The organism is Streptosporangium sp. NPDC002721 (genome assembly GCF_042888905.1).
Taxonomy (GTDB): domain Bacteria; phylum Actinomycetota; class Actinomycetes; order Streptosporangiales; family Streptosporangiaceae; genus Streptosporangium.
This window is the reverse complement of sequence record NZ_JBIAQI010000025.1, coordinates 114380-128190: the sequence shown is the minus strand read 5'-3', so window position 1 is coordinate 128190 and position 13811 is coordinate 114380. Positions and strand designations below refer to the sequence as shown.

The 13811-nt window shown below is 71.0% G+C and carries 15 protein-coding genes; 8 read left to right on the top strand and 7 right to left on the bottom strand.

Translation table 11 applies throughout. The annotated features are described in order from the left end of the window. The first annotated feature begins 11 nt into the window (after nt 1-11). Entirely contained in the window at nt 12-1913 is a 1902-nt protein-coding gene (locus ACFYWM_RS32185) for a hydantoinase B/oxoprolinase family protein (protein ID WP_389921398.1), read from the top strand. A gap of 12 nt (nt 1914-1925) precedes the next feature. Here the strand turns inward: ACFYWM_RS32185 and ACFYWM_RS32180 are convergent, their stop codons facing one another. From ACFYWM_RS32180 to ACFYWM_RS32165, 4 genes are all read right to left on the bottom strand, one after another. After that, nucleotides 1926-2894, bottom strand: coding sequence for a hypothetical protein (locus ACFYWM_RS32180; RefSeq protein WP_389921396.1), 969 nt, complete (start codon nt 2892-2894; stop codon nt 1926-1928). Nucleotides 2895-3109: 215 nt separating this feature from the next. Continuing rightward, nucleotides 3110-3991: an ABC transporter ATP-binding protein gene (locus ACFYWM_RS32175; RefSeq protein ID WP_389921393.1), complete on the bottom strand. Its 882-nt coding sequence runs from the start codon at nt 3989-3991 to the stop codon at nt 3110-3112. After that, nucleotides 3988-4434 (bottom strand): GntR family transcriptional regulator, encoded by a 447-nt coding sequence (locus tag ACFYWM_RS32170; RefSeq protein WP_389921390.1) that lies wholly within the window; start codon nt 4432-4434, stop codon nt 3988-3990. The genes ACFYWM_RS32175 and ACFYWM_RS32170 overlap by 4 nt, the downstream gene beginning before the upstream one ends. A gap of 48 nt (nt 4435-4482) precedes the next feature. Further along, nucleotides 4483-5238, bottom strand: coding sequence for a TetR/AcrR family transcriptional regulator (locus ACFYWM_RS32165; RefSeq protein ID WP_389921387.1), 756 nt, complete (start codon nt 5236-5238; stop codon nt 4483-4485). 124 nt (nt 5239-5362) lie between these two features. Here ACFYWM_RS32165 and ACFYWM_RS32160 point away from each other — a divergent pair, with 124 nt between their 5' ends. From ACFYWM_RS32160 to ACFYWM_RS32150, 3 genes are all read left to right on the top strand, one after another. Continuing rightward, a complete protein-coding gene (locus tag ACFYWM_RS32160; RefSeq protein WP_389921384.1) occupies nt 5363-5617 on the top strand; it encodes a hypothetical protein in 255 nt (84 codons plus the stop codon). Nucleotides 5618-5845: 228 nt separating this feature from the next. Next, a complete protein-coding gene (locus tag ACFYWM_RS32155) occupies nt 5846-6049 on the top strand; it encodes a cold-shock protein (RefSeq protein WP_049562746.1) in 204 nt (67 codons plus the stop codon). 414 nt (nt 6050-6463) lie between these two features. Next, nucleotides 6464-6838 carry a VOC family protein gene (locus tag ACFYWM_RS32150; RefSeq protein WP_389921381.1) on the top strand — a complete coding sequence of 125 codons (375 nt, stop codon included), beginning with the start codon at nt 6464-6466 and terminating at the stop codon, nt 6836-6838. A gap of 328 nt (nt 6839-7166) precedes the next feature. On the opposite strand, the gene ACFYWM_RS32145 is transcribed toward ACFYWM_RS32150, so the two are convergent. Then, nucleotides 7167-7484 carry a hypothetical protein gene (locus ACFYWM_RS32145; protein ID WP_389921378.1) on the bottom strand — a complete coding sequence of 106 codons (318 nt, stop codon included), beginning with the start codon at nt 7482-7484 and terminating at the stop codon, nt 7167-7169. 13 nt (nt 7485-7497) lie between these two features. Here ACFYWM_RS32145 and ACFYWM_RS32140 point away from each other — a divergent pair, with 13 nt between their 5' ends. The 4 genes from ACFYWM_RS32140 (at nt 7498) to ACFYWM_RS32125 (ending at nt 12890) form a co-directional block, all read left to right on the top strand. Then, a complete protein-coding gene (locus ACFYWM_RS32140; RefSeq protein WP_389921376.1) occupies nt 7498-7845 on the top strand; it encodes a hypothetical protein in 348 nt (115 codons plus the stop codon). A 468-nt stretch (nt 7846-8313) separates the two neighbouring features. After that, nucleotides 8314-9477, top strand: a complete 1164-nt coding sequence (locus ACFYWM_RS32135) for a CaiB/BaiF CoA transferase family protein (protein WP_389921373.1) — start codon at nt 8314-8316, stop codon at nt 9475-9477. Nucleotides 9478-9526: 49 nt separating this feature from the next. Next, nucleotides 9527-11023 carry a carboxyl transferase domain-containing protein gene (locus ACFYWM_RS32130; protein ID WP_389921372.1) on the top strand — a complete coding sequence of 499 codons (1497 nt, stop codon included), beginning with the start codon at nt 9527-9529 and terminating at the stop codon, nt 11021-11023. 232 nt (nt 11024-11255) lie between these two features. Then, nucleotides 11256-12890, top strand: coding sequence for an MFS transporter (locus ACFYWM_RS32125; RefSeq protein WP_389921369.1), 1635 nt, complete (start codon nt 11256-11258; stop codon nt 12888-12890). Between the two features lie 25 nt (nt 12891-12915). On the opposite strand, the gene ACFYWM_RS32120 is transcribed toward ACFYWM_RS32125, so the two are convergent. Beyond that, nucleotides 12916-13347: a hypothetical protein gene (locus ACFYWM_RS32120; RefSeq protein WP_389921367.1), complete on the bottom strand. Its 432-nt coding sequence runs from the start codon at nt 13345-13347 to the stop codon at nt 12916-12918. Next, nucleotides 13344-13805 carry a hypothetical protein gene (locus ACFYWM_RS32115; RefSeq protein WP_389921364.1) on the bottom strand — a complete coding sequence of 154 codons (462 nt, stop codon included), beginning with the start codon at nt 13803-13805 and terminating at the stop codon, nt 13344-13346. Before ACFYWM_RS32115 ends, ACFYWM_RS32120 begins: the two co-directional genes overlap by 4 nt. Nucleotides 13806-13811 lie beyond the last annotated feature (6 nt).

Genomic DNA, 13811 nt, shown 5'->3' with positions numbered 1-13811 from the left:
CGGAGCGACCGATGAGCGCGGAGCGGCCGGTGACCATGGGCGGGCGGCCGGTGAGCGGGGCGGACCCGGTGCTGGTGGAGATCGTCGAGGGGACGCTCGCGTCGGTGGAGATGGAGGTGGAGACGGCCATCGCCCGTACCGCCCGCTCGCCCATGATCCGCGACGCTCACGACTTCCGCGCGGGCATCCACGACGTACGGCTGCGCAAACTGACCGGCAGGTCCTACTCGGCGCTGGTCCAGCCGATCGTCAGGGATTTCCCGATCGACGGGATGAGGCCCGGTGACGTGTTCTTCCACAACGACGTCTACCTGTCCGAGGGCGGCATCGGGCACCTGCCAGACCTGTGCGTGACGGTCCCGGTCTTCCACGACGGGCAGGTCGTCGCCTTCGTGCAGGCGTTCGGCCACCACGACGACATCGGCGGGGCCGTACCGGGCTCCATGCCGAGCAACGCGCGCAGCGTGTTCGAGGAGGGGCTGATGGTCCCGCCGATCAGGCTGTGGGACGAGGGCGTGCCCAACCGGGCGGCGCTCACGATCATGACGCGCAACTCCCGGATGCCCGACTCCCTCGCCGGGGACCTGGACGCCGAGTGCTCGGCCTGCCTGATGGGCGCGCGGCGGCTGGGGGAGCTGTTCGACCGCTACGGGCGCGAGGCGGTCGAGGCGTGCTTCGACGCGATCATCTCCAGCACCACCGAGACGTTCCGCAGGGAGCTGCTGGCCAAGATCCCCGAGGGCACGCACGTGTGGGAGGACTACGCCGAGCACGACGGCGTCGACGAGCCCCGCCTGCACACGCAGCGGATGACCCTCACCGTCGACCACTCCGCCGCCGCTCCCCTGGTCATCGACTTCACCGGTACCTCCCCGCAGGCGAAGGGCCCGATCAACCACGCGGGCGACTACGCCGACGGGGTGTTCCTGAAGAAGTGGCTCGCGCCGATCCTGCGCAACCTGGCCGACACCCCCGAGCGGATGGCCGAGCTCGACGTCAACGAGGGTGTCGTCCCCCTCATCGAGATGCGCTTCCCTGAGAAGGGCACCCTGCTCACCCCGATCTTCCCGGCCCCCACCAACGCCCGTACGTTCGTGATCCTGCGCCTGCTGGGCGTGCTGGCCGGGGTGCTGGCCAAGGCGACCGGCGGCCGGATGCCCGCCGACCAGGAGACCATCCGCTACACCGGCGTCTACGGCGACGGCGCCGACGGCACCCCGTACCTGATGAGGGAGGTCCTCGGCGGCGGCTCCGGCGGCCGGTGGTACGCCGACGGCGAGGACACCATCCACGTGGTGCCCGACTCGCGCAACATCCCGGTCGAGTTCGCCGAGTCCCGCTGGCCGTTCCGGGTCGAGCGGCTCGGCCTGGCCCGCGACTCCGGCGGCCCCGGCCTCTACCGGGGCGGCCTCGGCTACGACAAGCACCTGCGGATGCTCCGCGACGCCTCGTTCATGTCCATCGCCGACCGTTCGATCCTGTCGTGCTGGGGCGTGAACGGCGGCCGGGCCGGACGGCCCTTCGTCGTGGAGATCGAGGGCAGGGAGATGGAGGGCCTGGTGGACGACTCCCCGGTCCGAGCCGGGGAGATCATCCGGGTGCGGACCACGGGCGGGGGCGGCTGGGGCTCCCCGCTGGACCGCGACCCCGCCCTGGTGGCCGCCGACGTCCGCGACGGCAAGGTCTCCGCCGAGGGCGCCCGCGACGACTACGGGGTCGTCCTGTACGGCGACCCCGACGATCCCCGGGTGGACGCCGAGGCCACCGAGGCCCGCCGCGCCGATCTCCGCGCCCTCCTTCTGGCAGACCCGGCAGACCCGGCCGGTCCGGCCGAAAGGCCCTTCTTCGACCGGGGGCCGGGCTTCCCCACCCTGTCGGGCGGCTTGCCGTACGCGGAGGTGGATCTCATGTGATGCCCGAGGGGGTCACCTCCGGCGGCGGAGGGTGCGGGTGGCGGTGAGCCCGCCGAGGGCGAGGGTGCCGGTCAGCAGGATGGCGGTCTCGGTCCACTGGAAGCGCCAGAACCGGTCGGCCGGATGGTGGTAGACCGCCTTGCGATAGCCCTCGTCGATCAGGCACTCCTCCCTCAGCAGCTGGGCCCGTTCAGAACGGGAGTCCACCCCGGAGGGCGGGGGGCAGGCACCGGCCGGAGGCTCCGGGATCTCCCGGCCGGAGGGGGCGACCCAGGCCTCGCCGACCAGGGTGCCGCCGCCCTCGTAGAGCGCCGTCCAGCCGGTGGTGACGGTACGCACGGGCTCGGCGTACGAGTCGCGGGAGAAGAAGACGGCCGGAACGGCCAGCGCGACCAGCGCCACGGTCACCGCCATCGCGGCCAGGGTGCGCCGGAAGAACGTCCCGGCGGCGGCGCCCAGGACGAACGCGAACAGCCACCACGCGGCCGGGACGACACCGATGACGGTGAACGTCCCGGCCTCCAGGGACTTGTCGCCGATCACGTCGCGGAACACCGGCAGCCACGCGCTGATCATCGCCGACAGGAGGAGGGCGGCGGCCACGACCATGCCGCCGAGCAGGCAGAGCTTGACCGCGAGCCACCGCCGGGGGGAGACCGACTGGGTCCAGGCCAGCGCGCTGGTCCCGCGCTCGAACTCGGCCGCCAGCAGCGGCGCGCCCCAGAAGGCCCCGACCAGCGCGGACCCGGCGATGGGGAGCAGGCCGAAGACCATGAAGACCGGGTAGTAGTAGTCGTGGTAGATCGCCGAGTTCACGCCGGAGCACGCGGCGGCGGGCCCGGGGCAGCCGGGCGGGGCCTGGCCGGTGATGTAGGCGCTCGCCCGCAGGCCGGAGACCAGCAGCAGCACTCCCAGGGCGAGCAGCAGACCGCAGGTCACCAGGATCTGCGCGCGATGCTGTCGCCAGGTCAGCCAGAGCAAGGAGAAATCCCTTCAGGTGGTACGCCCGGTCCACCCGGGTGGTTCCGTGGCGGTTCCGTACGGAAGATCATGCGAACATCGCCGGTTCCGTACCGGTTCCCCGCGACAGGGGCGGGGATCGGCGGGCGGAGGCCAGGGCGAGGACAGAGGATCAACGGGCAGAGGGCAGAGCGAGGCGGAGGATCAAAGGGCGGAAGTCATGGTGGGGCAGAGGATCAGCGGGCGGAGGTCAGCGCGGGGCGGGGGAGGGCCGCGAGGTCCGGGGCGCGCAGGTAGGCCAGCACCGTCTCCTCCAGGTTCACCGGGCGGGCGGTCCAGCGAGGGTCGGGCGGCGGGGTGTCGTCCCGGACGAGCAGGGTGGCCTGCCGCCCGGTCCCGCCCCGCGAGATCACCGGCAGCCGGGCGGCGAGCGCGTCGGCGCCCTCGGCGGGACCGGTCAGCAGCCGGTGCCCGGCCACCAGCTCGTCGATGTCGCCGCTGACCTGGACCCGGCCCCCGTTGACCACCATCAGCCAGTCGCAGGTCCCCTCCAGCTCCGACACCACGTGTGAGGAGAGCAACACGGTCAGCCCTGTCTCGGCGACCGCCGCCATCAGGGCGCGCATCACGTCCTGACGGGCCAGCGGGTCGAGGTCGGCCAGCGGCTCGTCCAGCACCAGCAGGTCCGGGCGCTTGGCCAGCGCGACGGTGAGCGCCACCTGCGTCCGCTGCCCGCCCGAGAGCCTGCCGACCCTGCGGTCGAGCGGGATGTCCAGCTCCGCCAGCCGTGCCCTGGCCGCCGCGTTGTCCCACCGGGGATTGAGCCCGCGTCCGAACGTGAGCATCTCGGCCACGCTGAAGCCCGCGTACAGCGGCTTGCCCTGTGCCATGAACGCGATCCGCCGCCGGCTCTCGTGCACCGGCCCGCCGAACACCCGCACGGTACCCGTGGTCGGGGCGAGCAGGCCGACGGCCAGGTGGAGCAGGGTCGACTTGCCCGCGCCGTTGGGACCCACCAGCGCGACCACCCGCCCGGACGGCACCGCCACCGAGCAGTCGCGCAGCGCCCAGGTCCGCCGGTAACGCCTGCCCAGGGCCTCGGTCTCCAGCGCGTTCACGCGATCTCCTCGCGGGATTCACGGCTTCCACGGCCCCCGGGGGTCCCGGGGGCCTCGTGGGACAGGTCGGTCAGGACGGAGGCGACCAGCGCCTCCAGGTCCTCCAGGTCCAGACCCGCCTGGCGCCCGTCGCGCACCCAGCGCACCAGGTCGGCGCGCAACCGCGCGCGGTCGCCCATGGAGGTCTGGCCCAGCGACCGCTCCACGAAGGTGCCCTGCCCCGGCCGCCCGCTGACCAGGCCCTCACGCTCCAGCTCCCGGTACGCCTTCAGCACGGTGTTCGGGTTGATCGCCAGCTGGGTCACGACCTCCTTGGCCGTCGGCAGCCGGTCCCCCGGCCGCAGCACGCCGAGCCGCAGCGCGTGCCGGACCTGATGCACCAGCTGGAGGTACGTCGCCACCCCCGACCCCCGGTCGAGGCGGAATTCGATCAACGTCCACACCCTTTCACTAATTAAGTAGTGAAAGGGTGGAGTCAAGGCGGGGGAATGTCAAGCCCCTCCCGGGCCGCCGGGGAAGACGCGGTCGAGGTGGTAGTCGACGGCGCGCCGGACCTCGGCCACGGTGCGCCGCCCGTGGAGGACGTCCATGCCCAGCCCGGTGATACCGGCCACCAGGAGGTCGGCCTCGTGGCGCGGGTCGAGCCCCGGCGCGGCCGTCCCCTCGCGCTGCGCCCGCTCGATGACACCGGCGACCAGTTGCTCGATCGGCTGGGCGTCGTGCAGGAAGACCGAGGCCAGCGCGGGATCGGTGAGGCTGCGGGCGTAGTAGGCGGCGAGCACCCGCAGGGCCGCCCGGCGCTGGTCGTCCAGCGGCAGGAACTCGCCCAGGATCGCTCCCAGCAGGGCACGGGAGTCGGAGGGGTCGACCGAGGCCATCCGCGCCCGGGCGTGCCGCTCGTTGTCCTCGTTCAGCAACCGGAGCGCGGAGACGAGGAGCCGGTGCTTGCTGTCGAAGTGGTACTGGACCACGCGCAGCGACACCCCGGCCTCGGCCGCGACCTCCCGCATGCTCGCCGCGTCCAGCCCACGCCCGGCGGCGACGCGCCAGAGCGCCTCGCTGATCTCGCGGCGCCTGGACGACCGCGCGCCCGGCTCGGGAGCCACGGGCGCGGGAGGGGGGTTCTTCCGCCGCCGGTACGCCCTGGCCTGGCAACCGCGCGAGCAGTAGGCCGGGGGCCGCCCCCGCGTCACCGTCGGCAGCGGGGCACGGCAGACCTGGCAGGCCGCCTTCTTTTCATCACGCACCCTCACAGTATATTCCCAATAATCTGTGATGTAAGTCGCGAATAGTCCAGATAGGAGGCTTTTTGCTAGGCGACCCTTTGATACGTTCGTAACGTTCTCAGGTCATGACGCAAGGAGGTCGACGATGAACGAGGCCTGGTACCGGCTCGCAATGCTCCTGGTGCTCGCCGCGGGTGTCTGGGAGGGGCCGCTGGCGATCGTTTTCCGTGTTTTCACCGACAAGGCGCCCAGCGCGCTGACCGCGGCCAACTACCTGCCCGCCCCCTGGTGCTACCTCGCGGCCACGGGCGCGACGGTCGCGGCCCTCGGCGTGATCGCGCTCCTGGACGCCGCGCACAAGCGGGCGCCGGCCGGCAAGGAGCGGCCGGGCGGCGGGTGATCGTCACCGGTTCCACGTTCGGGGCGGGTGGGCTCGTGAGTTGGTCCGCGCAGGTGCTAGCCTGAACGTAGTTGCGGTTGTGGTACCCATGAAACTTTGTGTGCACCTGACGGATAACCCTTCAGGTGCATTTTGTTTTCCCGGTCATCTCCGGATGGGCTCATCGCGGCGACGCGGGATCCACGCGGTGTGGATCCCGGCTCTGCCCCCTATCGAAGGAGAATGATCATGGCGACTGGCACCGTGAAGTGGTTCAACGCGGAAAAGGGCTTCGGCTTCATCGAGCAGGACGGCGGCGGCGCCGACGTCTTCGCCCACTACTCCAACATCGCCGCCCAGGGCTACCGTGAGCTGCAGGAGGGCCAGAAGGTCTCCTTCGACGTCACGCAGGGCCAGAAGGGCCCGCAGGCGGAGAACATCGTTCCCGCCTAGTAGCACCGGCACATCACGGGCCGGGGCCCGCACCTCTCAAGGGTGCGGGCCCCGGCTCGTTTCGCTTCTCCGTGCCGAAAACCGTTCTGGCATCGCGTGAAGAGGTGAGGGGGTCGTGGCACCGAGGTCGGCGCCAGGAGTCACCTTCCGGCGGGCACAGCCAGACGCCGGGCGGGACCGGTGACCGCGCGAGTGTCGGTCAGCCGTAAGCCCGCGTAGGCGCAGGAGCAGGACGACGCAGCGGCCGGGCGCGTCGGTGACGCCGACTCCCGACCCCCGCCCGACCACAGCTCCCGGTTTTCCGCTCCCGTTCCGGGACTTGGAACATCTCGGCGAGATCGTGCGCCAAGCCCCGTCGCGCCTGGTCAGGCAGGGGTGAAGGCGCGGTCACCGGCATGCTGGCATTCTCTACACATGATCGGACGTCTCGAAAAGACAGTGATCGACTGCCCGGACCCACGCACTCTGGCGGAGTTCTACTGCCGGGTGCTCGGTATGAGGGTCAACGAGGACATCGACGGCTGGGTGGTCATCGGCCTGGAACCTGGTCTTCGGCAGCTGGCCTTTCAGAGGGCGGCCCCATGGGTTCCGCCGCGCTGGCCTGACCCGGTGTATCCCCAGCAGATGCACCTCGATATTCGTGTGAGCGATCCCGACCAGGCCGAGCGGGAACTCCTTGCTCTGGGTGCCACCCGTGTCCCAGGAGAACGTGAGACAGGCTTTCGCGTCTTCACCGATCCCGTCGGTCACCCGTTCTGCATCGTCTTCGGCGGCCCCGGTACAAGCTGAACCGGCCACGGCTTGTCTGATGCTTACCCATCTGTTTCCGTGGCGCTGTGGCCTGCTGAAACAAGGCGCCGTTCAGCTGGGCTGAAGTGTGGCCGACGCTGTCGCCGTTCAAGTCCGGCGCCTCTCGGCTGCGCTCGTCCGCTCCGGACCGGACGGTCGGCCGCGCGCCGGCCAGGCAGACCGCAGGGGAGCAGGTAGAGCAGGGGAGGAGGTAGAAGAGTCCGGACGAGAAATGAGATGTGTGGGAAATCGGCGCCTGTCGCTCCGGTTGGCCGCGAATCGGGCGCATGTCGCCGCACGTGTATGACGACTCTTTTTCGGGCGGGCTTCAATCTCCGAAAAAAATCTCAACCATTTTTGTGTTTGTCTGTAAAGCATCTCTTATTGCGGCGGCCAGAGGTTGTTTGTCGACATATTTCTTGAGCACGACATCGGCATTGTAAGGTCTCGCTTCCTTTTTGGAAACAGGTGTCCAGCCGTCCGCCTTCATTTTCTCGGACACTTCAGTCGATGACCGTACGTCGCCGAGCCAGAAGGTGACCGAAGGGTGGTCCCCGGAGTCGCACGCGGATGTGTCGTGCGAGAAGGTCCATCCCGTGAACGAATTTTTGGCAGCTACTTTCGCCATGGCGAGGAGCTTCTTCACTTCAGATTCACACGTGTACGAGCACCCCGTCGACGTGAGCATTATTGAAACGACAAGTGCTAAAGACTTGACAAGGAGAGAATGCTTTTTATTTTTGTCCACGCCGCACCGTTTTTCCTTCGTGTCGGGCCTGCTGTCCGCTCTTTTTCGCAGGGTCTTTCTCAACCCTTGTCGTGTTTTTTCCGCTTTGGTCACGACAACTGCCGGCTGGTTCGGTGAATCCGCGGCACCCCTCCTGAGCGATGTCGTCCAGCAGATGCTTTGCAATTTCGTCCTGTTGTTTCTTTTGGTGTGTCCCGAGTTCGGTGTGGTCGGCTTGGTTGACCCTCACGCCGGCAGGGCGTTCGGGGAGAGCGTCTAGGTCACCTGTCGTACGGTCCGACCGGCCTGTGAGAGGGCCAGGACTTTCCGCCGGAACTCGGGGGATATCTCCTTGCTACGCCGCCTCCTCTGAAGGGGGTGGAAGCATGTAAGTCGATCAAAGCGACTCCACGAAAGCCAGGGAACATCACTTTTCAAAAGCGTGGCCTGGATCTATGGCCGGTGGTCCGAGGTGGTCAATCATGTGGATTGCGGAAGTGTCCGGGGGTTACCTCTGGGAGAGCCGTTGCATGAGTGACCCCGGGTTCCTCCTGGCCGGAGGCGTGTGGGGGATCGTGACGAACACGTCCTCTTGATCTCGCCCCCTCCCGTCCCGTCCGGTGATGGTATGGGAGATCATGGGGGTTCCTCCGTCCGGGTATGGTGCCACGTGGTCTCCTGACAAAACGGGCAGGAAACGGGGGAGCCCTTGCCGGCCGGGACGGCCGCCACGCACCGGAGGTTGATCTTGCAGGGAGCACTCGGCGACATCGTCGTCCTCGATCTCTCTCGCGCGCTCGCGGGCCCGCACGCCGCGCAGATGCTCGGTGATCTGGGTGCCCGGGTGATCAAGGTGGAGCATCCCGCGGGGGGTGACGACTCGCGGGGCTGGGGGCCGCCGTTCGTGGGCCCGGACAACGACATATCCACGTACTTCCTGGCGGCGAACCGCAACAAGCAGTCGATCGCCGTCGACCTCAAGTCCGCCGAGGGCAGGTCGCTCGTCGAGCGCCTGGTGCGGCAGAGCGACGTGCTGGTGGAGAACTTCCGTACCGGGGTGATGGACCGGCTGGGCTTCTCCGTCGAGCGGCTGCACGAGATCAACCCCCGCCTGGTCATCCTGTCGATCACCGGTTTCGGCCACGACGGCCCGGAGGGCGGCAGGCCCGGTTACGACCAGATCGCGCAGGGCGAGGCGGGGCTGATGAGCCTGACCGGCCCGTCGCCCGAGGAGCCGTACCGGGTGGGCGCCTCGGTGGCGGACCTGCTCGGCGGCATCCACGGCGCGTACGGCGTGGTCGCCGCGCTGTACGAGCGGGAGCGGACCGGGCGGGGCAAGGTCGTGCGGACCTCGTTGCTGGCCGCGGTGACCGGGGTGCACTCCTACCACGGCACGGCCTGGACGGTCGGCGGCCAGGTGTCCCGGGCGGGCGGCAACCACCACGCCTCCATCGCCCCGTACGGCGCCTTCCGCTGTGCCGACGGCATGATCCAGATCGCGGCGGCGAACGACGCGCAGTGGCGCAGGGTCGCCGTCCTGCTGGAACTGGACACCGAACCTTATATTGCGAAATATGCGACCAACAGGGAGAGGTTCGAGCACCGGGACGAGCTGATCGCCGACATGGAGCGGACGCTCACCAAGCGCGAGAGGGCGCACTGGCTGGCCGCCCTCGGCGAGGCCGGGGTGCCCGCCGGGGCCATCAGGTCCCTCGACGAGGTCTACGCCTGGGAGCAGACCCGTTCCCAGGGCCTGGTCGTCGAGGTGGACCACCCCGTGCTCGGCGCCATCGAGCTGCCGGGACCGCCGCTCCGCTTCGACGGCGACCCTCCCGTGCGCCACGCCGCCCCGCCCGCGCTCGGCGAGCACGGCGAGGAGATCCTCGCCTGGCTGGAGGCACGCGAGCGATGACAGGCACACCCCCCCTCCACGCCCGGGTACCGTCCCACGGAGCGCGGGTATGACCCCGGCACGGCCCGACGCGCGCACGCTGATCGACACCTTCCTCGACCCGGGGACGTGGCGGTCGTGGGACGAGCCGCCCGCCGACCCCGCCGCGCCCGGCTCGGGGTACGCCGAGGAGCTGGCCGCGGTCCGGGCCAAGACGGGATACGACGAGTCGGTGATCACCGGGGAGGGCCTGCTCGACGGGCGCCGGGTGGCGATCGTCGTGTGCGAGTTCTCCTTCCTGGCCGGTTCGATCGGGGTGGCCGCCGCCGAGCGGCTCACCGCCGCGGTCGAGCGGGCCACCGCCGAGGGGCTCCCGCTGCTGGCCGCCCCCGCCTCGGGCGGGACCCGGATGCAGGAGGGCGCGGTGGCCTTCGTCCAGATGGTGAAGATCACCGCCGCCGTCGCCGCGCACCGCGCCGCGGGACTGCCGTACGTCGTCTACCTGCGCCACCCCACCACCGGCGGCGTCTTCGCCTCCTGGGGGTCGCTCGGGCACGTCACCGCCGCCGAGCCGGGCGCGCTGATCGGGTTCCTGGGGCCGAGGGTGTTCGAGTCGCTGCACGGCTACCCGTTCCCCGAGGGCGTCCAGGTCTCGGAGAACCTCTTCGCCCACGGCCTGGTCGACGCCGTCGTGTCGGCGGAGGACGCCCGGCGGATCGCCGTACGGGCGCTCGCCGTGCTGTGCGCTCCCCGCCGGGGCCTGGACCCGGGGCCCGAGCCGGACGAGCGGGTCCCGACGGTCCAGGCGTGGGACGCGATCAGCCGCTCCCGGCGCGACGACCGTCCCGGGGTGCGGGCGCTGCTCAAGCTCGGCGCCTCCGACGTCACCCCGCTCAACGGCACCGGTGTGGGCGAGAACGACCCCGGGCTGATCCTCGCCCTGGCCAGGTTCGGCGAGGCCCCCGCGGTCGTGCTCGGCCAGGACCGGCGGCACCAGCGGATCGACGCCCCGCTCGGCCCGGCCGGGCTCAGGGTCGCCAGGCGCGGCATGCGTCTCGCCTCCGAGCTGGGACTGCCGCTGGTCACCGTGATCGACACCGCCGGGGCCGCGCTGTCCAAGGCGGCCGAGGAGGGCGGCCTGGCCGCGGAGATCGCCCGTTCGGTGGCCGACCTGGTGATGCTCGACGCCCCGACCGTGTGCCTGCTGCTGGGGGAGGGCGCGGGCGGCGCCGCGCTCGCGCTGCTCCCCGCCGACCGGGTGCTGTGCGCCCAGCACGGCTGGCTGTCGCCGCTGTCTCCCGAGGGGGCCTCGGCGCTGCTGTACCGGAGCGTCGACTTCGCCCCGGAGATCGCCGCCGCGCAGGGGGTGAGATCCACCGACCTGCGCAGGGACGGCCTCGTCGACCGGATCATCCCGGAGTTCCCCGACGCCGCCTACGAGCCGGAGGCGTTCTGCGCCCGGGTCGCGCGCACCCTGGAGCACGAGATCGCGGGACTGCTGGGCCGGGCCCCCGCCGACCGCCTCGCCGCCAGGCTGGCCCGTTACCGGCGGCTCGGCGTGAGCTGAGGGGGTGCGGGCCTCCACGGCCCGCCGGTGGACGCCGGCGTCACTCGTACTGACGCCGGACGTCACACTCGCCCGGACGCCGGACGCCGGACGCCGGACGCCGGACGCCGGACGCCGGACGCCGGACGCCGGACGCCGGACGCCGGACGTCACAGGCGCACGGACGCCGGACGTCCCGGCGTGGCCGTCGGGGGTTGACCTGAACTTTGGTTGAGGTCTCATCCTGATGGCCATGACCACACCGCCCCCGCCATCCACGCCGTCCACGCCGCCCGCACCGGCCGCACCGGTCACGGCCGGGCGGCGGGAGTGGGCCGGACTCGCCGTGCTGGCGCTGCCCGCCCTCCTCGCCTCCCTCGAACTGACCGTCACGAACCTCGCGTTGCCCGCCATCGTCAGGGATCTGGCGGCGAGCGGCACCCAGTCGCTGTGGATCGTGGACGTCTACGCCTTCCTGCTGGCCGGGTCGCTCATCACCATGGGCGCGCTGGGCGACCGGATCGGCCGCCGCCGGTTGCTGCTGATCGGGGCGGTGGCGTACGGCCTGGCCTCGGTCCTGGCCGCCTACGCGCCCGACGCCGGGAGCCTCATCGTCGCCCGAGGGCTGATGGGGGTCGCGGGATCGACGCTGATGCCCTCCACGCTCTCCCTGGCCACGTCCATGTTCGCCGATCCGCGGCAGCGGGCGACGGCCATCGGGGTCATCGTCGCCAGCGTCTCGGGAGGTACGGCGATCGGCCCGCTGGTGGGGGGATGGCTGCTTGAGCGCTTCTGGTGGGGGTCGGCGTTCCTGCTGGCCGTACCCTTCATGGCGGTGTTGCTGGTGGCGGGGCCGCTACTGCTGCCGGAGCGCAGGGACGCCGCCGCGGGGCGGCTGGACGTCGTCGGCGCCCTGCTGTCACTGGGCGCGGTGCTGCCGGTGGTCTACGGGCTCAAGCGGATCGCGGCCGACGGCCCGGAGGTGACGTCCGCGGTCGCGGTCGCGACCGGGCTCGCGCTGGCGGCGGCGTTCGTCCGCAGACAGCGTACGTCGGCCGACCCCCTCGTCGACCTGCGGCTGTTCGCCGGACGGACGTTCAGTGCCGCGGCCGCCACGCTGGCACTCGGCATCTTCGTGCTGTGGGGGTCCAACTACGCCGTCGCGCAGTATCTGCAACTGGTGCACGGCCTGTCGCCCCTGGAGGCGGGGCTGTGGACGGCTCCCTCGGCGGCGGGCGTCATCGCGGGCTCCCTCCTGGCTCCCCGGGTCGCGCGCAGGATCCCGCCCTCCGTCGTGATCGCCACGGGGCTGGCCGTGTCCGCGATCGGCTATCTCGTGCTCACCCAGACGCAGGGTACGGGCGGGCTCGCCGTTCTCGTCTCCGGGGCCGTCGTCGTCTCCGCGGGGCTGGGGCCGATGATGGCGCTCGCGACCGACCTGGTCGTCGGCTCCGCGCCGCCCCACCGCGCCGGTGCCGCGGCGGCGATCGCCTCGGTGGCGCCCCAGTTCGGCGGCGCGCTCGGCATCGCGGTCCTCGGCAGCGTCATCACCGTGGTCTACCGGAGCCGGACCTCGCCGGCGGACATCCCCGAGGCCGCCCGCGGCGACCTCAACGCCGCGGTGGCGGTCGCGGGAGGCCTCCCCGGACGGCTCGCGTCCGGACTCCTCGACACGGCACGCACCGCGTTCGTCCAGGGCTTCCACGTGACCGCGGCGATCAGTGCCGTCCTGATGGCGGGTGTCGCCCTGCTGGTGGTGGTCCTGCTCCGGGGGACGCCGGGCGGCGAGACGCTCCCGGCCGACCGGCGGCCGGCCGATCGGCGGACTGACCGGCAGCGGGCCGGCCGATCGACCGTTCGACGGATCGGCCGATCGGTTGACCGGTGAGCCCGCCCCGCGGGTGCCGGGAGTGCTACGGCTCCGCGCCCTCCGGGACGAGCGGGACGGGCAGGCGCTCGATCCTGATGGAGAAGACCTCGTCGCGGGGGACGACGACCTCGTAGGCCCCGTGGTCGACCATCCAGTAGCCCAGCGCCTCGGCCTTCATCCCGCTGTGCCCGGTGTAGGCGATGTGCAGGCTCTCCTCGCCGTTCTCCTCGGAGACGTCGAGGACCAGGCACGGCTCCCCGCCGAACGCGCCGACCGTGCGGACCAGCACCAGCCATTCGAGGTCCTCGCGGGCGACGACCAGCCGCCAGTAGCCGGAGGCCGCCTCGAAGCCCTTCTGGGCCTCCTCGTTGAACAGCACCACCTCCGAGCCGCCGGGGCCGAGGGCCGCGGCGTACGTACGGCCCAGGTAGCGGGCGGCGAACCCCGAGGCGACCGGCTCGATCTCGGCGCTCATGAGGCGGGCCGCCAGCTCAGGCCGTCGTAGAGGCCGAAGAGGCGCTCCTCGCCGGGGACGACGTGGATGATCTCGGCCCCCGCGGGGATCGGCATGGGCGTGGTGTGGAACTGCGGCACGACGTGCTCCCGCGAGGTGGTGAAGCCGTTTCCGGTGAAGGGTGGTGAATCGTTCCAGTCACCGCCCATGTGCGGGCCGTACGGCACGACGTAGGCGTCCATGTCGCGGGCGAACCAGCGCATCAGGTAGATCTCCGGGACCGTCGCGGCCAGCTCCGAACCCTCGAACCCCAGGTCGAGACCGGCGAACAGCTGCGCGGGGGTGGTCAGCCGCGCGCAGTCCTGAACCCGGTACACGTATCCGGAGATCACGGTGCGTCTGCCGGCCAGATAGGGCACGAGCAGCCGAGGAGGTATGACCTTCTGCATCTGCGTTCTACGCCCAGGTGGCTCACTCACGGTCGG

Coding starts and splice junctions, on each gene's coding strand:
- ACFYWM_RS32185 (WP_389921398.1), top strand. CDS start 12: ATGAGCGCGGAGCGGCCGGTGACCATGGGCGGGCGGCCGGTGAGCGGG.
- ACFYWM_RS32160 (WP_389921384.1), top strand. CDS start 5,363: ATGAACGAGGCCTGGTACCGGCTCGCAATGCTCCTGGTGCTCGCCGCG.
- ACFYWM_RS32155 (WP_049562746.1), top strand. CDS start 5,846: ATGGCGACTGGCACCGTGAAGTGGTTCAACGCGGAAAAGGGCTTCGGC.
- ACFYWM_RS32150 (WP_389921381.1), top strand. CDS start 6,464: ATGATCGGACGTCTCGAAAAGACAGTGATCGACTGCCCGGACCCACGC.
- ACFYWM_RS32130 (WP_389921372.1), top strand. CDS start 9,527: ATGACCCCGGCACGGCCCGACGCGCGCACGCTGATCGACACCTTCCTC.
- ACFYWM_RS32125 (WP_389921369.1), top strand. CDS start 11,256: ATGACCACACCGCCCCCGCCATCCACGCCGTCCACGCCGCCCGCACCG.
- ACFYWM_RS32120 (WP_389921367.1), bottom strand. CDS start 13,347: ATGAGCGCCGAGATCGAGCCGGTCGCCTCGGGGTTCGCCGCCCGCTAC.